Here is a 22,307-nt window from a genome sequence, read left to right on the forward strand (position 1 = left end):
TTCTAAGCACGTGGGTGATGTGCTAAATACGTTTTTCTCAACTGATCCTTGGACACATGGGTATATAGCTGAGTTGATGATAGCTGAGCGTGTCCGAGAAGTTCCTGAACCGTCCTTAAATCGGCACCATTATTCAATAAATGGGTTGCAAAAGTGTGCCGCAGCATATGGGGGTGTATCTTCCCCGTCAAAGATGCTTTCTCGATAATCTTATTTAAGATCAAACGTACACCCCTTTGGGTTAATGCTCCACCACGATGATTGACCAGCAACTGATTATGGGGATTATCCTTTATCAACTTTGGCCGGGACTGTGTTATGTATTGTTCTAGTGCATCGTGTGCGTAGCTTCCAAATGGGACATACCTTTCTTTGTTTCCTTTCCCTTTAACCAGGACAGTAGATAATCCCATGTCAACGTCACCAAGCTGTATATTCGTGCACTCACTTACTCGGATACCCGTTGCATAAAGAAGTTCGAAGATCGCCCGATTACGTACTTCCATGGGGGATTCCCCGGCACAGGCATCCAGCAGTGCCTGTATTTCCTCCTCATAAAAAAAGCTAGGTAGTCTCTGTTCTTTTTTTGGGAGATTGACAAATGAAAAAGGGTTATCGAGCAGCTGCTTTTCCCGGTTCAAATAACGGTATAAGCTTCTAATACTGGAAACCTTCCTTGAAATGGAAGACCTCTTTAAACCTTGATCATGCAGCTTAGTTAAAAAAAGTCTCGCATCAGAATACTCGACATCTTTTAATGAACTTAAACCTTGTTCTTTCATAAATACGTAGAACTCTTCAATATCATGACGATATTGTTCAAATGTATGAACAGAATAATGCTTTTCTATTTGTAAATATTCAGTAAAGGATTGTAGTTGTTCATTTAATTGATTCTCCATGTTTAACACCTCACAAGGGCTACTAAATAGTAACACAACCGAACAGCCCTTGCAATGAATTTTACACTTTTTTCACAAAGTTCTGAATTGTTTCTAAAGCCCGGTTTGCGTGTTGTTCATTACGCTCTTTTTTACTTTTGACCTTTTTGGGCAAATCAGGGAAAAGGCCAAAATTGGCATTCATAGGCTGAAAATTATTTTTATTCGCCGTCGTTATATATCTGGCCATACTTCCAATTGCCGTATCATATGGAAACACCAAGGGTTCTTGATCCATTGCGAGTTTTGCAGCATTGATACCTGCGATTAATCCGCTCGCAGCAGATTCCACATACCCTTCCACTCCTGTCATCTGACCTGCAAAGAACAGGTTCTCATGATTTTTCAGCTGATACGTATCCTTTAAGACATTAGGTGAATTGATGAAGGTATTTCTGTGCATGACCCCGTAACGTACAATATCAGCATTTTCAAGACCAGGAATTAAACGTAAAACATCTTTCTGCGGTCCCCACTTTAAATGAGTTTGGAACCCGACAATATTATAAAGCGTACCTGCTGCATCATCTTGTCTTAATTGTACTACAGCATACGGACGTTTTCCTGTTTTAGGATCTTCCAATCCCACTGGCTTTAATGGTCCGAACAACATCGTTTTCTTTCCGCGTGAAGCCATGACCTCAATCGGCATACAGCCTTCGAAGAAAATTTCTTTCTCGAATTCTTTCAATGGAACCGTCTCTGCAGAAATCAAGGCCTCATAGAAGCGATTGAACTCACTTTCGGTCATCGGGCAATTTAAGTATGCTGCTTCCCCTTTATCATAACGGGATTTCAAATACACTTTGTCCATATCTATGGAGTCTTTCTCAATGATCGGTGCAGCTGCATCATAAAAGTATAAGTGCTCTTCCCCTGTCAGCTGTTTAATTTGCCTTGAAAGTTTCTCACTAGTCAAAGGACCGGTAGCTACAATAGTAGTCCCTTCAGGCAATTCGGTGACTTCTTCATTGAACACCGTTACGTTCGGGTGGTTTTTCACTTTATCTGTAACCAGCGCAGCAAATTCATGGCGATCGACGGCCAGTGCTCCTCCAGCCGGGACGGAACAAGCATCAGCTGCAGCCATGATGACCGAATCCAAACATCTCATTTCTTCCTTTAATACCCCTACTGCATTCGTAAGAGTATTGGCTCTAAGGGAGTTACTGCACACAAGCTCTGCAAATTTATCTGTATGGTGGGCAGGGGTCTTCGTAATGGGTCTCATTTCAAAGAGATTGACTTTGATTCCCCTCTTTGCAATCTGCCAAGCGGCTTCACTACCTGCTAACCCTGCTCCAATAACATTTACTGTCATGATTTGACCTCCTACAGTCCGAACGTTATAACCTGTCAGCATTGTACCTCAAGGGACAATGTGAAAAAAAGATATATATATTGAAAAACTGTATAGTTTTTACAAAATTAAAGGAAAACACAAAAGGGCTGACCCAATAGGTAATAGAGAAATCACCTGTTGGGACAGTCCCTCGTTACATTGTATAAGTTCATTGTTCAACAATCAATCTTTTTATTGCTTTTGTTTACAATATTCGTTGATTGATCAGCTGTTGGGATTATGGTTCATACCTCCAGCAGGATATAAGGTGTACCGGAACCCTTATATATTCAGTACACCACTATTTCTGAGGTTCTTCTTTATAATCACAATTCGTACATTGAATTTGATTTCCTTTTTTAAGCTTTTTCTCTACGAGGAGTTCAGCACATTTCGGACATTTCCGTTCGATTGGTTTATCCCATGATAAGAAATCACATTCGGGATACTGATCACAGCCGTAGAAAATTCGTTTCTTCTTACTTTTTCGTTCAATGATGTTTCCTTTTTCACATTTAGGACATTTCACACCGATTTCTTTGACGATCGGTTTTGTATTCCGGCAATCCGGGAAATTACTGCAGGCCATGAATTTACCGTATCGCCCCATCTTAATGACCATTGGATGTCCACATTCTTCACAATCTTCCCCTGCGGGTTCATCCCGGATTTCAATTTTCTCCATCTCATTCTCGGCTCTTTCCAGGTGTTTTTCAAAATCTTGATAAAAACGATCGATGATTTTTTTCCACTTTACATTTCCGTCTTCAATATCATCAAGACTCCGTTCCATATTTGCTGTGAACTCTACGTCAATGATGTCCGGGAAAAATTCTCTTATCAGCTCTAAAACGATTTCCCCGAGCTCCGTTGGGACAAAACGCTTATTATCAAGCGTTACATATCCTCTTCGTTGGATCGTATCCAGAGTAGGAGCATAAGTGGAAGGTCTGCCGATACCGAGTTCTTCTAAGGTTTTAACCAATCGTGCTTCAGTATACCTTGGTGGAGGCTGCGTGAAATGCTGATTCGGATCAATGTTTTCACTTTTCACCTTATCGTTTTCTGCTAGCGCTGGAAGGAAATTATCCTTTTCTTCTTTTTGGTCGTCAGATCCTTCAACGTATACCTTCATAAAGCCTGGGAATTTCACTTTGGAACCCGTAGCCCTGAACATGACCGAGTTGTTCACAAGATCTACACTCATGGTGTCCATGATAGCAGGTGCCATCTCACTTGCCACGAATCGTTCCCAAATCAATTTGTACAGACGATATTGATCCCTTGAAAGAAACTCTTTCACAGATGATGGATCCCTTAAGGTACTCGTGGGACGAACAGCTTCATGGGCATCCTGGGCTTTTTGTTGTTTTTTCTCTTTACGCTCAGATTGCTTGATGAAATCCTGACCATATTTATTCACGATGTATTCGTTTGCTTCTTTTTGGGCTACTTCAGAAATACGGGTGGAGTCCGTTCTCATATATGTGATAAATCCAACGGTTCCTTGTTTTCCCATTTCAATCCCTTCGTATAATTGCTGAGCAAGCATCATCGTTTTCTTTGCACGGAAATTCAATTTCCGGGCTGCTTCCTGTTGTAAGGAGGACGTCGTAAACGGAGGCGCAGGATTTCTCTTTCTTTCCTTCTTTGTGACTTTGTTCACCTCGAAGGATTTACCCTTAACTTTTCCGAGCACATCTTTTACGTCCTCTTCCGTTTTCAATTCCATCTTTTTACCGTCAATCCCATAAAAGGATGCTTGAAACGTCTCTTTATCTTTTGTAAATTCCGCTTCTATTGACCAGTACTCTTCAGGAGTAAAGTTTTTGATTTCATTTTCTCTGTCAATGATTAACCTGACGGCAACGGATTGCACACGGCCGGCACTGAGACCCTTTTTCACTTTCTTCCATAGTAAGGGGCTGATGTTATAGCCGACTAATCGATCTAAAACCCTTCTTGCTTGTTGCGCATCCACCAAATCCATATTGATTGCCCGTGGATGTTTAAACGATTCTTTGATCGCATCCTTCGTGATTTCGTTAAAAACGACTCGACACGCAGAATCAGTATCCATATCCAGGCTGTGTGCAAGGTGCCATGCGATCGCTTCCCCTTCTCTGTCGGGGTCGGCCGCGAGAAAGATCTTTTTCACTTTTTTTGCAGCGGTTTTCAGTTCTTTCAATACAGGTCCCTTACCCCGTATCGTGATATACTTCGGTTCGAATTCATTTTCAACATCGACGCCCATTTGACTCTTAGGCAGGTCAATGACGTGCCCCATTGAGGCCCTCACCTTATACTTTTTCCCTAAATAACGTTCAATTGTTTTCGCCTTTGCCGGCGATTCCACTATTACTAAATAATCTGCCATCCAATAAGCCTCCTTAAAGAGGAAAATAATCACTGTGTATAGTACCTTGGAATGTTGATTCAACTCGTACAAACGGAAACGTTTACACTCACATTCACATAGGTATGAAATTAATTTCAGTGTAGAGAAGTACTGCTCTTACCTATTTATTTCTCATAAATACAGTTTTTGATACCTGTTGCAAAATGTATAACAGTTTTACCATAATTGCAACCATTTTGTATAAATAACTTATATTTATTCGGATATATATGGGTGAAAATCTGTTTTATTAAGAGATTTTTGTCCTATTTTCTAGTTTATACACGCAGTTCTGAAAAAATATCTTCTATTGTTAAGACCATTTTGGCTCCCTCTTGAATGAGAGAGTTTGTTCCTTCAGCTAATGGATCATGTATGGACCCGGGAATGCATAACACTTCCCGTCCTTCGTTCAATGCATAGTCAGCCGTGATGAAGGTTCCACTTTTTTTCCTGGCTTCAGTGACAAGAACTGCATCACTAAGACCGCTGATAATTCGATTTCGGAACGGAAAATGCCATTTTTCAGGCTTCATATAGGGTGGATATTCCGAAAGGAGAAGTTGATGATGCATCATATGATGGGCCAAATCGACATTTTGTTTAGGGTAAATATGCTGGAACCCTCCACCTAACACACCTATCGTATTCCCACCTGACTTAATCGCTTCTTTATGAGCAATCGTATCTGCCCCTCTGGCAAGCCCGCTTACAATTACGACTCCCCGTTCAATCAGCTGTGGAATCAACCTATGGAGGACTTTCTCTGTATAAGAGGTGGCGTTTCTTGAACCAATCACAGCCAATTTCGTCGAAGCTTGAAGGAGTTTCCTGTTTCCTTTTAAGAAAAGCAAAAAGGGAGGGTCATATACGTTTTTTAATAACTTAGGGTAATCATCATCGTATAAGGTAATCCACTCTATATCATTTTCCTCATAGAGTTTCTTATACCGATCGGAAGGAAAGGAATGAAGATCTTTATAGAAGAGTTCTATATTCGTAGAACTTAAAGCGGTTAACTGTTGAAGCTTTGATGAAGAAAGTTCAAAGACAGCGTGAAGATCTTGATATGTTTCCACCAGCCGTTTGGTTCCTTTTATCCCTATACCACGGCAATGGTGAATATGGAAGAGCATGTGACGATTCCCTTTCATTTACAGCCTCCTTTATTTCATTATTAAATCTAGATAAAACTGAGACTGATAGCTAAGCTATCAGTCTCAATACAAGATTAATGAGTTTTACATTTATCGAGGATTCCCTCTTCTTTCAGAACCTTGATCAATGTTTCGCCCATATCTGAAGGAGTCGGCGCAACTTGAATACCACATTCATTCATCACGCGGATTTTCTCATCAGCGGTTCCTTTACCACCTGAAATAATCGCACCGGCATGTCCCATACGCTTACCTGGAGGTGCCGTCCGTCCACCAATGAATCCTACTACAGGTTTCGTCATATTGGCTTTAATCCACTCAGCTGCTTCTTCTTCAGCCGTACCTCCGATTTCACCAATCATGATCACTGCATACGTATCTTCGTCTTCATTGAAAGCCTTCAATACATCAATAAAGTCTGTTCCATTCACAGGGTCTCCACCGATACCGACTGCTGTAGACTGTCCGATACCAGCTTGTGAAAGTTGGTGAACTGCTTCATACGTCAGCGTACCAGAGCGGGAAACAACCCCAACATGACCTTTTGTATGGATGTAGCCAGGCATAATCCCGATTTTACACTCGTCAGGAGTGATGACTCCAGGACAGTTCGGCCCAACAAGGCGCGTTTTCTTTCCTTCCATATAACGCTTAACCTTCACCATGTCTAATACAGGGATATGCTCTGTGATACAGATAGCTAAATCAAGCTCGGCATCTACCGCTTCCATGATTGCATCTGCTGCAAATGGAGCTGGAACATAAATGACAGAAGCATTTACACCTGTTGCTTTCTTTGCTTCTTCGACTGTATTGAAAACAGGTACGCCTTCAACCTCAGTTCCGCCTTTTCCAGGTGTAACACCAGCCACGATTTGTGTACCGTATTCAAGCATTTGCTTCGTATGGAAAAGAGCTGTTGATCCTGTAATCCCTTGTACAACAACCTTGGTATCTTTATTAATAAATACGCTCATTTGTCCCCCGCCTTTCTTAGCCTACTTGCTCAACGATTTTTTGTGCGCCGTCTGCCATAGATTCAGCTGCAATAATATTCAATCCAGATTGATTCAAGATTTCTTTTCCTAAATCAACGTTCGTACCCTCAAGACGAACTACAAGAGGTACTTGAAGACCGATTTGCTTAGCCGCTTCCACAACACCAGTTGCAATAACATCACATTTCATGATTCCGCCGAAGATATTGACGAAAATACCTTTAACGTTTTCATCAGAAAGAATGATCTTGAACGCTTCTGTTACCTTCTCAGCTGTGGCACCGCCCCCAACATCAAGGAAGTTAGCGGGATCTCCACCATAATGCTTCACGATGTCCATCGTAGCCATGGCAAGACCAGCACCATTTACCATGCAGCCGATATTTCCATCAAGAGAGATATAGCTCAGGTCATATTTAGAAGCTTCGATTTCTTTCGCATCCTCTTCTTCAAGGTCGCGTAATTCAATGACATCTTTTTGACGGTATAATGCATTCGAATCGAAGTTAAACTTCGCATCCAAAGCCATAACGTCCCCATCACCTGTTACAACTAACGGGTTGATTTCAACGATCGAAGCATCTTTTTGGATGTAGACATTGTAAAGACCCATCATGAATTTAGCTGCTTTCCCAACAAGTTTCTGCGGAATATTGATATTGAAAGCGATACGTCTCGCTTGGAATCCTGTTAATCCTACAACCGGATCGATATACTCTTTAAAGATTTTTTCCGGTGTTTTTTCTGCTACTTCTTCGATTTCAGTTCCGCCTTCTTCAGAAGCCATCAGAACCACTTGAGAAGTTGCGCGGTCAAGTACAAGACCTACGTAATATTCTTTCTTGATATCACAGCCTTCTTCGATAAGTAAGCGCTTTACTTCCTTACCTTCAGGCCCTGTTTGATGAGTAACTAATGTTTTACCGATTAGCTCTTCTGCATATGTACGCACTTCGTCCAGGCTCTTAGCAATCTTAACGCCTCCAGCTTTACCCCGGCCACCTGCGTGGATTTGAGCTTTTACTACATATACGCTAGAATTTAACGTCTTCGCCGCTTCTACTGCTTCTTCAGCTGTAAAAGCCACTTTACCATTTGGTACGGACACCCCGTAATTTCTGAGGATTTCTTTACCTTGATATTCATGGATATTCATTTTCCATCCTCCTATCAAACTCTTCAAAAAATAGACTGCGCTTTCATTGTATAGAATGACAGTATATCTGTCTACCATTATGCTAAAAATATTATATTAGTTTAAAAATTCTGAACATAAGTTGATAGAATTCTTTCTTAACACGCTATGTTTATTAGGGTATCTCCAATAGAAATATTATATTCAAAAAATATATTCCCCTCTAAATCTATTTCATTAACTTCATACGGGAAACCGCTTCAATCATTCCTTCTTGGATATATCCCTGTCCAAACGGTAGATAAAAGCAAAGACTTCTGCTACTGCACCATATAATTCTTCCGGGATGGATTCACCAATATCCAAGTTTCCTAGGAGGGACAAAAGACTCTTATCTTCTTGGATCGGCACCCCATTCTCCTTTGCACGTGAAAGGATGTTCTCAGCAATGATCCCCTTCCCCTTCGCAAGTACTTTAGGAGCCGCTTCACTATGTGGATTATACCCTAATGCCATCGCTTCTTTCCGCTTTTGCTGGTTCTTCATACCTTAACATCAACTCCGGAATAGGTTCGATTAGATTGGTCACCGAGAATCTTATTTGAAAGCTCTGAATGAGTATCCGGAACTTTAAACTTTATATTCGAGAGTTGATACTCGAGCATCTCCAGACCGTTTCTCAAATTGGGGACGTATGATTGTGACAAAGCTTCCATGGCGGGGTGTTCATTCCAAACAGTCAAGGAAATCACCCGATTCTGGACCTGCATATCGATCAATGTCTCATTTAATCTTTCCAGGTTCAAGTAGAATAGGACACGGCAGTAGTCTTCATCTATGACACCTTTATCTGTTTCTTTTCCTGTCCACTGAATGGTAATATCCGTGCTCCTTCCAAACAGATACAGGGGAAATTGCTGCACAATTGTAAGAAAAGGGGTATGATCCTGTGACTGAAGAACTTGATGATTCATTTTCAGAACAATGTCATCGGCTAATTGACGAATGTCTGAAGATGTGTGGTGCTGACTCAATCCTATAAGATGCTCTTTTAATGTTTGTCCCTGGATTTCAAGTCCTTTATGAAACTGCGCTTCAAAGTTAATCCCGAATTGCCCGATCACTTTTTTTAACACTTTGGCCATTTCATCCCCACGGATTTGCTGAGTGAATTCCTCTACAGTTTCGTGAAGAAGAATTTGAAATATTTTTTCCTGATTTGAAGCAGGAACACTCTTCCCCCACATCTGTTTAAGTTTGGTGAAATTCATTTCCACCTGCTTTTCCCTCCCACTTAAACCGTACAACTGTTTTGCCGCCGATAGGGAAGCCTCATTCTTGTCTCCAACGGTGGTGTTATGGGTGCCTGTCAGGACATTCACCCATTTTTCCACCACGGACGCAGCGGTTTTTAAAGATTGTGCGCCCTTATCACTTACCATTAAGTATTGATTCAGTTCATTCAGAAGGCTTTCTTCAGAATGATTTGGCAGCTTTCCATAATGATGGACCCTGTTCCCTTCCACGAGAGAAGAGTAGCTTTCCAAGACCATCCTTGTCAATCCTTCCTTCCATTGGTGCATAACCATTTCAGAAGAAAAGAATCCCAAGGACTTCAATAGGTCAAAGTGGCCCAGTCGGGTTGAAAAGGTTCGGGAGTTGTCCGCTAACCGTGCCAAAGCCTTGATGACAAGGTTTTCAGAAACATTCTCCATGATGGGTTCCTGCATTTTCTGAAGCATCTGCAGAGTGCGTGAATCTCTCCCTGTCTCACTCAACTTTATCTTGAGTGTGTCCAGCATGGAAATAAAATCACCTTTTTCACCGGATTTCATAGATAAGAATGTCCTGTCTGTAAAAGGTAAGTTTTTTCTTGCCATTTCCACAAGTACTTTTACGTTCATGGATGCCTCATCGCCTTTTAAATACTTTTCGGCAAATACAAGCATGTCTTTATGGATGGGAATTTTATTCTTCACAAGCTCCATAATGAACGAAGACATTTCTTTTTCTTTACTCGTGATGGAAAGGTGCTGTAACAATTTAAAAGCTATTCCCTCACCATCACCTTCTCCATTTGGGGTCCGGATCAATTGAAGACTCACTCCATCCTCCGTTTGCTTCACTTCCACCCAGTGACGTTCCCCAGGCTTTATAGGGGTTTCGAGCCTGGCCATGAACCTGCGACCATTTGCTGAAACATCTGCTACGTCATCACCCATTAGTTTATGTACCTTTACATATAGAATCTTTCCATTTTGAAATGAGAATGGTTTCCCAAAAGCAGAGGACAATGGCTGATTGCCTCCGGTACCATGAATGTGGGCCATCTCCCTTTCCCCCGTTCCACAATTTTATCCTATCGAATCTTTCTTTTCCTATTTAGCTACTCTTTCTTTATTCTCATTCTGAAGAAAATCTTTCACCGGTGCAAAGCTTTTTCTATGAAGAGGGGTAACACCTAATCGTTTCAATCCCATTAAGTGGTCTTTTGTTCCATACCCTGCGTTTTTCTCGAAAGCATAGCCAGGATATCTTTCAGCATACTCTTTCATCATCCTGTCTCTGGTAACCTTTGCGACAATCGAAGCCGCGGCTATGGATATGCTTTTCGAATCCCCTTTAATGATTGATTTACTAGGATATGGTGTTTCAAGTTTCATCGCATCGATTAATAAATAATCAGGTTTAACCGACAAATTTACGATTGCATCATTCATCGCTTTTTTCGTCGCTTGATAAATATTGATATCATCAATTTCCATCGCATGAACCATCCCTACTCCGATCGATATAGCGTGTTCTTGGATATAGTTAAAATACTCTTCTCTTTTCGATTCTGAAAGCTTCTTACTATCATTCAACCCTGCCAAATAGAAGTCTGGTGGCAGAATAACTGCTGCCGTGACGACGGGTCCAGCAAGTGGTCCCCTTCCCACCTCGTCTATACCCGCGATATTCTTGAAACCTTGATGGCGCACCTCCGTTTCGTATCGAGTGAGAATCTTGAATTCTTCTTTCTCCTTTACTTTCTTTATCCGTTCACGTTCAAACTGCTGTAAAAGCTTCTGAACACCTTTTCGTTCATCTTGTTTTAATTCTTCCATTATCGGGTCAGAGTCAGTCAATGTTCCAATCATTTGCTTGATCTCTTTGATCGATTTATGTACTTTCGTCACTCTCGTTCCTCCTCGTATATATCGGTTATCCCCGCAAATAATAAAGAGGCTGTGTAAAAGAGATCCCGTCCCTTTATTCAGCCTCTTCGGTTATTCACTATCCATTTCTGCTTCATCAATGAAATCAAAGGTCATTGGTCCTAGTTGAACATTCCGGATATCTCTTACAATGATCTCCGATGTTTTGTCATAATTCACTTCTCCACCAGCCATCAGACAGCCTCTCTTAGTTCCGATTTGATTAAAGCTATCCACGACTTCTTCTGGTATTCCATCGAGACCGTAGCGCTCTTCTAATCGCTCAGGATAGTGTTCCGCAAGAAAGCGTAAGCCATATACCGCAATATCCTGCAAATTCAGGATGGTATCCTTGATCGCTCCCGTTAAAGCAAGTTTATACCCTACCTTTGGATCTTCAAACTTCGGCCAGAGTATCCCGGGTGTATCAAGTAATTCGAGCTCTTTTCCTACTTTGATCCATTGCTGGGCTTTCGTCACACCAGGAGTGTTGCCTGTTTTAGCGATATTTTTCTTTGCCAGTCTGTTGATCAATGTGGATTTACCTACATTTGGGATTCCCACAATCATCGCCCTGATGGCACGTGGTCTCATTCCTCTCGACTTCATGCGGTCGAATTTTTCTTTTAATATTTCCTTAGCGGCTTGCACGATGACTTGAAGCCCTTTTCCAGCCTGCGCATTTACAGCAATGGCCGTGATACCCTGTTCTTTGAAATAGGTAATCCATTCATTCGTCCTGCTTGTGTCTGCCATGTCCGCTTTATTTAACAAAACAAGACGGGGCTTTTGACCAATGATTTCTTCAATCATCGGATTTCTCGATGATAACGGAATTCTTGCATCTACCAATTCAATCACAATGTCAACAAGTTTCAATTTCTCGGTTACTTGTCTACGAGCTTTAGCCATATGCCCTGGAAACCATTGTATTGTCATATGACCACCTCCAAACAACTTTTTTTCTATTATTTCACCAAACCAAAATCTTTAACAGGCCAATAGATCACTTTCGTATCCCCGATGACTTCATCAGTTGAAACTGTCCCGATATGACGACTATCCTTGCTGAATCGACGATTGTCTCCCATAACAAAGATTTCCCCATCAGGAACCGTTTCTTCACCGGTAATGTCTTTAAGAGTGAAATCTTCTGTTAAGACGCCACCGTCCAATTGATCTTTGTACTCCTTTAAATAGGGTTCAGAATAGGATTTTCCGTTAATATATAATGTATCATTCTTGTACTCCACTTTATCTCCCGGCAACCCGATGACACGTTTGATATAATCCTTATGTTCAGGCGCATGAAAGACAACGATATCGAATCGCTCCGGCTCTCCCAATTTACTTACAATCATTCGGTCACCATTATGTAAAGTAGGCATCATTGATAATCCATCGACAACGATGGGTGCAAATAGAAAGAATCTGATTATGGCAGCTAATCCTACTGCAATTAACAGGGCTTTCATCCATTCCCACCACTCGTTTTTCTCTTTAACCACATCTCCACCACCCATGATTATTTCAATCTTTTCTATCTTTTTCTATTCTACTAGAAATTCTTCTAATTCTCATTAAAAATTGGTGGTTTCACTCAAATAGTCGAAACTCTAAAGCTTCATTACGTATAAGACGCTTTAATAAAAGGAAAAGGAGCTTGTCTCCAAGCTCCTTTTCTTACGTTCTTATCGAATTTCTTTAATACGTGCCGCTTTACCACGTAGGTTACGTAGGTAATAAAGTTTCGCACGACGGACTTTACCGCGACGAATTACTTCTAATTTAGCGATTTTTGGTGTGTGTACTGGGAAAGTACGTTCAACACCTACACCGTAAGAAATTTTACGAACAGTAAATGTTTCGCTGATACCGCCACCACGGCGTTTGATTACTACTCCTTCGTATACCTGAATACGTTCACGAGTACCCTCAACGATGTTAACGTGTACACGTACTGTATCACCAGGACGGAAAGATGGTAGATCAGAGCGAAGTTGTTCTTTCGTAATATCTTCGATTAATTTGTGCATCTTTTTCAACTCCTTCCAACAGATGCTCTTACAAAAGCGATTGATTGCAGCGGAACATCGGGATCCATGACTTTAGAAGCTAACTCCTCAAGCCACAAAGATTATAATATCATACAGGCATTTAGGATGCAAGCGTCTATTTTGACTTTCTCCATTCCTCAATCCATGCCTTTTGTTTATCCGAAAGTGTATGACTTTCCAATAGGTCAGGTCTTCTTTCGAAGGTCCTTCTCAGGCTCTCTTTCTCTCTCCATTCCTCAATCAACCTGTGGTTTCCTGAAATCAATTCCTGAGGGACCTTCATCCCTCTGAAATCGGCAGGACGGGTGTAGTGAGGATGCTCGAGGAGACCTGAAGAGAATGAATCCAGTACGGGTGAATCCTCGTTACCAAGAACCCCGGGTAGAAGGCGGACAACGCTATCTATGACCACCATGGCCCCTAGCTCACCACCGGTTAGTACATAGTCGCCAATAGAAATTTCATCTGTGACGACATGCTCCCTTATACGTTCATCATAGCCTTCATAATGACCGCATATAAATACGAGATGCTTTTCCTTGGCAAACTCCTCAGCCTTTTGCTGGGTATAGCGCTCCCCTTGTGGACACATCAGGATGACTCTTGGTTTCGAATTCTCTTCATGCTTTAGTGCATCGACGGCATCAAAGATCGGCTGGGGTTTCAAAACCATTCCCGCTCCCCCACCATATGGATAATCGTCTACCTGATGATGTTTATTGTCAGCGTAGTCGCGAAAGTTAATCACATTATACGTAACAGCTTCTTTTTCGTAAGCCTTTTTTAAGATTGAATCACCAAAGACGCCTTCGAACATTCCAGGGAATAGAGATAGAACATCAATTCTCATCATGATAATAGGCCTTCCATCGGTTCAATGGTAATGAGCTGACCTTCAATGTCGACACTGATCACGATATCCTCAATGTAAGGGATGAGATACTCTTTTCCCCTCTCTCCTTTTACGACCCATACATCGTTCGCACCTGGACTCAGGATTTCTTTGACGGTACCCAACTCTTCCCCCGCGGTCGTCCTTACCGTACAACCAACTATCTCATGGAAATAGTATTCACCTTCTTCGAGATCCTGCAATTGATCTTCCTGCACCTTCAAGATTCCCTCTTTGAACTTCTCAACCTCGTTGATATTTTCATATCCTTCAAAGGTAAGTAAATCAAAGCTCTTATGGTTCCTGTGAGATTTGATTATGAGTTCTGTGGGATTTTGTCCTTTAGTATGGAACAGGTATAGGGTGTTTCCTTTTTGATAACGTTCTTCAGGGAAATCTGTAGTCGATACGACCTTTACTTCTCCCTTAACGCCATGTGTATTCACAATCTTACCTACATTAAACCACTTTTCCATCGCATTCACCTCTTGCCTTAACGAATTTCTTTTACTATACCGTCTTCTACCACAATCGTCCTCGAAAGGGTTTCTTCATCCCAATTGTCACCAACTTGAATGTTCATCATACCTTGAACTTCCTTTTCCTTCAGTTCACTTCCAATCGGCAGGATATCAAGCTGTTCCATTTGAAAATCCAACAGTTTGATCTTTTCAGCCCGTTCATTCAATTCTTTTTCAAAATGCTGATTTAATTTGTGGGTAGGATATTTCTTGCCCCGCTCGATTTTTTTCATTTCGAACTGAAGCTGGTCTCTTTCCTTTTTCAGATGAAACTTCTGATTTTCATATCGTTTCATTAACAGGTTCTTGCTCTTTTCTGTCAGTACCTGTTTAATCGTAATCGTATGTATCACGTTCAAAAGTTCTTCCTCCTCCTTCTATTCACCCCTCACTGAAGTTTAGGTCTAAAAGGGTGCTCTTAGGGGAGTGGCGGCTAGTACGACGGCTTTGTAACCCTCTGACTATATCATACCATTGGATGTAGATAATCCCTACGAAAAAGGGGACTGACATCGTAAGGTTAAATAGTATAACCTTTGTGGGTCAGTCCCCTGATTCATAGAGCCCTGAGTCAGGAGCTTATGAAAGCTTCCTCACTCCACGATCTCTAAGAAGATTTTCTTCTGTTGTGAAGATCCTGCTGCAGCGTATACCACAGTTCGAATCGATTTAGCTACTCTCCCTTGCTTCCCAATAACCTTTCCCATGTCCTCGGGATGAACGGATAACTTATACGTTAAGCCGTTCGTCCCTTCATCCAAATCGACGCGGACAGCTTCAGGATGGTCCACTAAGGGTTTCACAATCGTTAGAATAAGATCTTTCATCGATCTAATCGATTACTTGCTGTTTTTAGCATTGTGGAATTTTTCCATAATGCCTTGTTTTGAGAATAGGTTACGAACTGTGTCAGATGGTTTTGCTCCATTTGATAACCATTTAAGAGCTAGCTCTTCATCGATTTTCACTTCAGCTGGTTTAGCAACTGGGTTGTACGTTCCAACTGTTTCGATTTGACGTCCATCACGTGGTGAACGAGAATCTGCAACTACGATACGATAGAAAGGAGATTTTTTTGCTCCCATACGTTTTAATCTGATTTTTACTGCCATAATTAAAGCACCTCCGAATAGTTTCACACAAGTTAGTATAATATCAAATGTGTATTTTGTTTGTAAAGTGTTTTTTCTTAACAGTTCAATTTTTCTTTAGAAAAGTTGAACGAATTGCTTACATAAATGGGAATTTCATCCCTTTTTTCTTACCTTTTCCTTGCATGCCACTCATCTGTTTCATCATTTTCTTCATGTCCTCGAATTGTTTCAGAAGGCGGTTCACCTCTTGGATGGACGTACCGCTTCCTTTGGCAATTCGTTTGCGACGGGAAGCATTAATGGTTTCGGGGTGAATTTTTTCATCACCCGTCATGGATTGGATGATCGCCTCTACGTGACTGATCTGTTTGTCATCGACTTTAAGCTTGTCCAGACCCTTCATTTTGTTGGCGCCAGGCATCATTTTCAGCAATTCATCGAGTGGGCCCATTTGCTTCACCTGACCTAATTGGTCAAGGAAATCATCAAATGTAAAGGACATAGTACGCATTTTTTGTTCCAGTTCTTTTGCCTTTTCTTCATCCACATTGGCTTGGGCCTTCTCAATGAGGGAGAGTACATCTCCCATACCGAGGATCCTTGAAGCCATACGTTCAGGATGGAATGCTTCCAACGCATCCATTTTTTCACCCATACCAACAAATTTAATCGGTTTTTCAGTAACTGAACGGATTGATAATGCAGCTCCGCCTCGAGTATCACCATCTAGTTTGGTCAGGACAACACCAGAAATACCAAGTGCTTCATTGAAGCTTTGTGCGACATTCACTGCATCTTGACCAGTCATGGCATCAACAACGAGGAAGATTTCATCCGGATTTGAGAGTTCTTTGATTTCCTTCAACTCTCCCATCAGGTTTTCATCAATGTGAAGTCGACCTGCCGTATCAATCAGAACATAGTCGTGATGTTCCTCTTTTGCCTTTTCGATGGCTTTTTTTGCAATTTCCACCGGACTTACCTGATCGCCCATTGAAAATACAGGAAGACTCAATTGCTTCCCGACGGTTTCAAGCTGCTTGATAGCAGCTGGACGATATATATCAGCAGCCACTAAAAGGGGTTTGCGATTGTGTTTCTTCCGAAGCAGGTTCCCAAGCTTACCAGTGGTCGTCGTTTTACCGGCACCCTGTAAACCGACCATCATGATGACGGTAGGAGGACGTTTCGCAACGGCAATCTGACTTTGTTCGCCACCCATCAAGTTTGTAAGTTCCTCTTGAACAACCTTTATAACCTGCTGTCCTGGCGTAAGACTCTTCATGACTTCCTGTCCGACAGCCCGTTCGCTTACTTTCTTGACGAATTGCTTCACCACTTTAAAATTAACGTCTGCTTCTAGAAGAGCAAGACGAACTTCACGCATCATTTCTTTAACATCCGCTTCTGAGATTTTCCCTTTTCCACGGATTTTTTGTATTGTACCTTGCAGTCGGTCGGCTAATCCTTCAAATGCCATTCATGCCGCCTCCTAATCCAATATTTCAAGATCATCAATGAGTTTTAAACAATGAGAAGAATCGATGGATGGTTCTTCTATTTTTTTTCTTAGTTCATCAAGAATCTCGTTGCGTTCTTGAAATTTTTTAAATAATAAAAGCTTTTCTTCGTACTCCTCTATCATAGCCTCTGTCCGCTTAATGTTATCGTAAACTGCCTGGCGGCTAACATTATACTCCTCGGCGATTTCCCCTAGAGAAAAATCATCGAGATAATAGAGGGACATATAGCTTCTCTGTTTGGGAGTTAACAAAGACTGATAAAAATCGTAGAGATAATTCATTCTGGTTGTTTTCTCCAGCACGGATTTCCCTCCTTGTTAAGTGAAAAACCTTTACATATGAAGAATACAGTCTTTACAGGCGTTTGTCAAGGATACACACTGTTTTTTTATTGATAAAATCAAAAAGAGAAGAGTGCCTTCTTAAGATCCCTACTCACAAGTCTCTCACAAGGCTACTCTTCTATTTTGTGTCTCTATTCTTCTTCTTTATCAACCAGGTTCGAGAACAAGCCGTATACATATTTCTCAGCATCAAACGGCTGAAGGTCGTCCATTTTCTCTCCAAGACCAACGTATTTCACTGGGATTTCAAGTTCGTTCCTGATTGCAAGTACGATACCGCCTTTGGCAGTACCGTCAAGTTTGGTCAGGACAATCCCGGAAACATTTGTTGCTTCTTTAAAGGTTTTCGCCTGAACCATGGCATTTTGACCAGTGGTGGCATCAAGGACAAGAAGGACTTCATGTGGTGCACCTGGAATTTCACGCTCAATCACCCGTTTCACTTTTTCGAGTTCTTTCATAAGGTTGACTTTATTCTGCAGTCTTCCAGCCGTATCGCAAATAAGAATGTCTGCTTTTTTTGCTTTGGCAGATTGAACAGCATCAAACATAACCGCTGCAGGATCACTTCCTGCTGCCTGCTTAATGACAGGGACCCCTACGCGTTCACCCCATACTTCAAGCTGTTCGATCGCCCCGGCACGGAATGTATCCCCCGCAGCAAGAACAACATTCTTTCCCTGTTCCTTGAACATATGAGCCATTTTTCCGATAGTCGTCGTCTTGCCGACTCCATTTACACCGACAAAAAGTAAAACCGTCAGCTGATCGTTTTGGATATCCAGGCTGCTGTCTTCATCCCGTTCCCCCTGATAGATGTCCACGAGCTTTTCTGAGATGACGGATTGAACCTCTTCAGTGTCTTGTATGTTTCTTCGCTTCACTTCAAGCTTCAGTTCATCAATGAGTTCCATGACGGTATCAAAGCCGACATCCGCTCCAATCAGGATTTCTTCCAGCTCTTCAAAGAATTCTTCATCTACTTTGCGATACCTGGCAACCAGATCGTTCACTTTTGAGGTGAAGTTATTTCTCGTTTTACTTAAACCATCTTTGAATTTTTCTGTTACATTATCGCTTGATTCTGTAAACTTATCTTTCAGCTTCTTAAAAAAACTCAATCTTCTGCACCCCTAACCTAAGTTTCAAGTAATTCCTTCGTTTCTTGCAGTCTGACGGATACTAATTTAGACACTCCGGATTCCTGCATCGTTACACCGTACAGCACGTGTGCTTCTTCCATCGTCCCTTTACGATGGGTAATGACGATGAATTGTGTCTCGTCACTGAATTTCTTTAAATATTGGCTGAATCTCTGTACATTCGCTTCATCCAGCGCCGCTTCCACTTCATCCAGAATGCAGAATGGTACAGGCCGTATCTTCAATATGGAGAAAAGAAGGGCAATGGCAGTCAAAGCCCTCTCCCCACCGGACATAAGCCCGAGGTTCTGCAGCTTTTTGCCAGGCGGCTGGGCAACAATATCCACACCTGTATGAAGGAGATCAGATGGATCTGTCAGCTTTAACTGAGCTCGGCCCCCACCAAACAATGCTTTAAATACACCTTCAAACTCCTCTTGAATACTCGTGAACGTTTGATCAAAACGTTTGATCATTTCTGTGTCCATTTCATGAATGACCAGATAGAGAGTGTCCTTCGCTTCAGTAAGATCATTCTTCTGATCAACCAGAAATTCGAATCTCTCCTTCACACGTTCATATTCATCAATCGCTCCGAGATTGACAGTCCCGAGTTCTTCCAGTGCCAGTTTCACTAGTTTTACTTTCTTCCTTGCTTCATCGACTTCTATCGTAAGGGGGTAATCTGCCTTCGCCGCTTCAAATGATAGCATATACTCATCCCTTAGATGATCAAGACGGTTCTCCAGTTCAACATCAAGACGATTGATTTTCACTTCTTCATCTCTCAAAGCTCCGACCAACCCTTTATGCTGTCGCTTTAACTCTTTTAACTCGAGCTCCTCGTCTTCCACCGTATGCTGTAAGGTCAGGCGCTCATCCCGTCGAACAGCAATCAGTCCCGATGTTTCTTCCTTTTGGACCGCGCACTCTTCCGCTTTTTTACCTAGCTGTTCTTCGCCGGAGAAGTTATCCTTCATTTCGGTTTGGAGCCACTCCAAATCTTCCTGTAAACTTGCTTTTCGCTTGCTTGTTTCCACGATTGTATCGTGTACCCTTTTCAATTGAAGACGGCTGTTAACAAGCTGTTCATTCCTAGCGGCAAGCTCTGCCTTAATATCACTGATGTCATTCAGTAGAGCGTCCTTGGACGTACGTTCACTGTTTTTCTGAAGCGTCAACTCATGGATTTTTTGATCAAGTTTCGAAACTTCTTTCCCTATCTCCTTGAGTGATGCTTCTAACTCCTTGGTTCTGAAATCATGTTTTTCTTTAATTGAGGTAAAGTCTTTTTTCTCCAAGTCATATAATGAAAGCCTTTCGTCAAGGTTTTGCTGGGACAGTTCGATTTCACGCAGTTGTGAGAGCAATCCCTGTTCCTTCAGGCGCAAATTCTCACCTTTTACTCTCATTTCTTCCAGCTTCTTCTCACGGAAACCACTCTCTTCTTTAAGTGATTTTACCTGAGATTGAAGCAATTCCGTTTGATGTTCCATACCTGCAAGCTTTTGTTTTACCTCTTCAAGCTCGCCCTTTCTGGAAAGAAGCGAATTTTTCTTTTGCTTCACTGTACCACCAGACATCGATCCACCTGGATTGACAACATCTCCATCCAACGTTACCAGTCGATAACGATACTGAATGAGCTTGGCGATTTCATTTGCCCCTTTTAAGTCCTTAGTGATGATAACATTACCGACCAGGTTCGAGATCACCATATGAAAGCGATCTTCAAATTCTATAAGATCGGCCCCCACTCCAACAAATGAGGGATGTCCTTTTAACATACTCTTTTGGCTATCGGTTATCGATTTCCCCTTGATTACATTCATCGGCAAGAATGTGGCGCGTCCATATTGATTCTTCTTCAAGAAGGCAATGGCCCTGCGGCCATCCTCTTCCGTATCCACTACAATATGCTGCATCGAGGCTGCGAGAGCCGTTTCCATAGCGGTCTCATATACTTTGGGTACGGTTATGAGTTCAGCAACCGCTCCTTGTATACCTGCTAACTTACCAGATCGCTCCTTAAGGACTTCCTTTACCCCTTGAAAAAATCCGGAATAGTCTTCTTCCATTTCTTCCAGCATTTCTTTTCGGGACTTTGCTTGTTGCAGGAATTGATAAGCCTGGTAAAGCGTTTTTTCTTGCTTTTCATATTTGGCTTTCACCGATTCAAGCTTTTTCTGTTCTTCACGATAAAGAAAGATATGCTCATCCATTAGTTCTTTTTGTTCTTGAACTTCTTTCGACACTTCCTTGTGGCGAACATGCAATTCTTCACGCTGAGTGACATACTTTTCATTTTCCGCTTCTAATCGGCCGTTTCGGCTCGACTGCTGCTCTAACTGCTGTTTTAAATACTGAATTTCATTTTTTGCTGACGCCTGTTGATTGAGCTTTTCAATGTAATCACTCTTGAAAGATTCAATTACATCCTCAATATTTTCGTTATAGTGCTTAAATTGATTCTGTTTTGTTACAAGGTTCTCTTTTAATTCCGAAACGTCAGCATCAATCCTCTCAAAGTCCCGCTCTGCTTTTTCTTTTTCAGAAGCTAGCTTTTGAATTTGGATTTCTGCTTCCTCAATGGATTGTTTCAACTGAGATTCATTTGTGGATGAATTTTTCTTCCGTTCCACCAATACTTGTTTTCTTCCTTCAAGTTTCTCTAATTCCTCACTCGTGGAGAGGAGAACTTCCTGAAGGCTTGAAATTGACTCATCAAGAGCAGCAATTTTATCCCGGGTTTGGGTAAGAATTGCCTCTTTCTGATGAATCGACGCGGAAAGAGTCTGCTCTTCCTTTCCATGTCTTTCAAATTCTTCACTAAGCTTTTCCCACTGCTTATGTAAATCTTCAATATCATAGACGGTCAGAGCAACTTCAAATTTCTCAAGCTCCTCTTTCTTCTCCAGATAATCCCGGGCCATGGAAGCTTGGATCTTCAAAGGTTCTACCTGACCTTCTAATTCATAAAGAATGTCATTCACCCGATTAAGGTTTTCCTGCGTTTCAAATAACTTATTTTCAGCCTTTTTCTTTCGGGATTTATATTTCAATACTCCTGCCGCTTCTTCGAAGATAGTTCTTCTTTCTTCAGGCTTACTGTTTAGGATTTCTTCCACTTTCCCCTGACTGATAATTGAGAATGCTTCTTTCCCTAACCCTGAATCCATAAACAGCTCAATGATATCCTTCAACCTGCAAGGCTGTTTATTCAGTAAATATTCACTATCTCCCGACCGGTAGACTCTTCTAGTGACACTTACCTCACTATAGTCGATTGGAAGTGCTCCGTCCTCATTATCTAAAACCAGTGTCACTTCTGCTATATTGAGGGCCTTTCTCGAATCACTGCCGGCAAATATGACGTCTTCCATTTTAGACCCACGCAGGCTTTTAGCCGATTGTTCGCCAAGGACCCACCTGATTGCGTCTATAATATTGCTTTTTCCACTGCCGTTTGGACCAACGACTGCCGTGACACCCGGGACAAACTCCACGGATATTCTTTCTGCAAAAGATTTAAACCCCATTACTTCTAGTTGTTTGAGGAACATCTT

General features: G+C 41.7%; 21 protein-coding genes. All 21 read right to left on the reverse strand.

Annotated elements, in window-relative coordinates; translation table 11 throughout:
- Positions 1-2: 2 nt before the first annotated feature.
- Complete coding sequence (gene xerC, locus LCL96_RS09525) at positions 3-902, reverse strand: tyrosine recombinase XerC (RefSeq protein ID WP_224941143.1); 900 nt, start codon at positions 900-902, stop codon at positions 3-5.
- A gap of 61 nt (positions 903-963) precedes the next feature.
- Entirely contained in the window at positions 964-2,262 is a 1,299-nt protein-coding gene (gene trmFO / locus LCL96_RS09530) for an FADH(2)-oxidizing methylenetetrahydrofolate--tRNA-(uracil(54)-C(5))-methyltransferase TrmFO (RefSeq protein ID WP_224941144.1), read from the reverse strand.
- 322 nt (positions 2,263-2,584) lie between these two features.
- Positions 2,585-4,660, reverse strand: coding sequence for a type I DNA topoisomerase (gene topA / locus LCL96_RS09535; protein ID WP_224941145.1), 2,076 nt, complete (start codon positions 4,658-4,660; stop codon positions 2,585-2,587).
- A 299-nt stretch (positions 4,661-4,959) separates the two neighbouring features.
- Complete coding sequence (dprA, locus tag LCL96_RS09540) at positions 4,960-5,835, reverse strand: DNA-processing protein DprA (RefSeq protein WP_224941146.1); 876 nt, start codon at positions 5,833-5,835, stop codon at positions 4,960-4,962.
- Positions 5,836-5,912: 77 nt separating this feature from the next.
- Positions 5,913-6,815, reverse strand: coding sequence for a succinate--CoA ligase subunit alpha (gene sucD, locus LCL96_RS09545; protein WP_098351794.1), 903 nt, complete (start codon positions 6,813-6,815; stop codon positions 5,913-5,915).
- Positions 6,816-6,831: 16 nt separating this feature from the next.
- The gene (gene sucC / locus LCL96_RS09550) at positions 6,832-7,992 is read right to left on the reverse strand and encodes an ADP-forming succinate--CoA ligase subunit beta (RefSeq protein WP_224941147.1); all 1,161 of its coding nucleotides are present in this window, start codon (positions 7,990-7,992) and stop codon (positions 6,832-6,834) included.
- Between the two features lie 243 nt (positions 7,993-8,235).
- A complete protein-coding gene (locus tag LCL96_RS09555) occupies positions 8,236-8,517 on the reverse strand; it encodes an EscU/YscU/HrcU family type III secretion system export apparatus switch protein (RefSeq protein ID WP_224941148.1) in 282 nt (93 codons plus the stop codon).
- On the reverse strand, positions 8,514-10,301 hold the full coding sequence (locus LCL96_RS09560; protein WP_224941149.1) for a hypothetical protein: 1,788 nt from the start codon (positions 10,299-10,301) through the stop codon (positions 8,514-8,516). The genes LCL96_RS09555 and LCL96_RS09560 overlap by 4 nt, the downstream gene beginning before the upstream one ends.
- 48 nt (positions 10,302-10,349) lie before the next feature.
- A complete protein-coding gene (locus LCL96_RS09565) occupies positions 10,350-11,150 on the reverse strand; it encodes a ribonuclease HII (RefSeq protein WP_224941150.1) in 801 nt (266 codons plus the stop codon).
- Between the two features lie 90 nt (positions 11,151-11,240).
- Positions 11,241-12,107, reverse strand: a complete 867-nt coding sequence (gene ylqF, locus LCL96_RS09570) for a ribosome biogenesis GTPase YlqF (RefSeq protein ID WP_224941151.1) — start codon at positions 12,105-12,107, stop codon at positions 11,241-11,243.
- Between the two features lie 29 nt (positions 12,108-12,136).
- Positions 12,137-12,676: a signal peptidase I gene (gene lepB, locus LCL96_RS09575; protein WP_318246410.1), complete on the reverse strand. Its 540-nt coding sequence runs from the start codon at positions 12,674-12,676 to the stop codon at positions 12,137-12,139.
- A gap of 183 nt (positions 12,677-12,859) precedes the next feature.
- Entirely contained in the window at positions 12,860-13,204 is a 345-nt protein-coding gene (gene rplS, locus LCL96_RS09580; protein ID WP_032088854.1) for a 50S ribosomal protein L19, read from the reverse strand.
- A 136-nt stretch (positions 13,205-13,340) separates the two neighbouring features.
- The gene (gene trmD / locus LCL96_RS09585; RefSeq protein ID WP_224941361.1) at positions 13,341-14,075 is read right to left on the reverse strand and encodes a tRNA (guanosine(37)-N1)-methyltransferase TrmD; all 735 of its coding nucleotides are present in this window, start codon (positions 14,073-14,075) and stop codon (positions 13,341-13,343) included.
- Entirely contained in the window at positions 14,075-14,593 is a 519-nt protein-coding gene (gene rimM / locus LCL96_RS09590; protein WP_224941153.1) for a ribosome maturation factor RimM, read from the reverse strand. Before rimM ends, trmD begins: the two co-directional genes overlap by 1 nt.
- Positions 14,594-14,610: 17 nt before the next feature.
- Positions 14,611-14,997 (reverse strand): YlqD family protein, encoded by a 387-nt coding sequence (locus LCL96_RS09595; protein WP_224941154.1) that lies wholly within the window; start codon positions 14,995-14,997, stop codon positions 14,611-14,613.
- 234 nt (positions 14,998-15,231) lie between these two features.
- The gene (locus tag LCL96_RS09600; RefSeq protein ID WP_206850961.1) at positions 15,232-15,465 is read right to left on the reverse strand and encodes a KH domain-containing protein; all 234 of its coding nucleotides are present in this window, start codon (positions 15,463-15,465) and stop codon (positions 15,232-15,234) included.
- A gap of 12 nt (positions 15,466-15,477) precedes the next feature.
- Positions 15,478-15,750 carry a 30S ribosomal protein S16 gene (rpsP, locus tag LCL96_RS09605; protein ID WP_032088859.1) on the reverse strand — a complete coding sequence of 91 codons (273 nt, stop codon included), beginning with the start codon at positions 15,748-15,750 and terminating at the stop codon, positions 15,478-15,480.
- A gap of 118 nt (positions 15,751-15,868) precedes the next feature.
- The gene (gene ffh / locus LCL96_RS09610) at positions 15,869-17,212 is read right to left on the reverse strand and encodes a signal recognition particle protein (protein ID WP_224941155.1); all 1,344 of its coding nucleotides are present in this window, start codon (positions 17,210-17,212) and stop codon (positions 15,869-15,871) included.
- Positions 17,213-17,224: 12 nt separating this feature from the next.
- Positions 17,225-17,536: a putative DNA-binding protein gene (locus LCL96_RS09615; RefSeq protein WP_397550046.1), complete on the reverse strand. Its 312-nt coding sequence runs from the start codon at positions 17,534-17,536 to the stop codon at positions 17,225-17,227.
- 194 nt (positions 17,537-17,730) lie between these two features.
- Positions 17,731-18,720: a signal recognition particle-docking protein FtsY gene (gene ftsY / locus LCL96_RS09620; RefSeq protein ID WP_224941157.1), complete on the reverse strand. Its 990-nt coding sequence runs from the start codon at positions 18,718-18,720 to the stop codon at positions 17,731-17,733.
- 17 nt (positions 18,721-18,737) lie between these two features.
- Positions 18,738-22,304, reverse strand: a complete 3,567-nt coding sequence (gene smc / locus LCL96_RS09625) for a chromosome segregation protein SMC (RefSeq protein ID WP_224941158.1) — start codon at positions 22,302-22,304, stop codon at positions 18,738-18,740.
- Between the last annotated feature and the right edge of the window lie 3 nt (positions 22,305-22,307).

Source organism: Rossellomorea aquimaris (assembly GCF_020172085.1).
Classification (GTDB): Bacteria; Bacillota; Bacilli; order Bacillales; family Bacillaceae_B; genus Rossellomorea; species Rossellomorea aquimaris_E.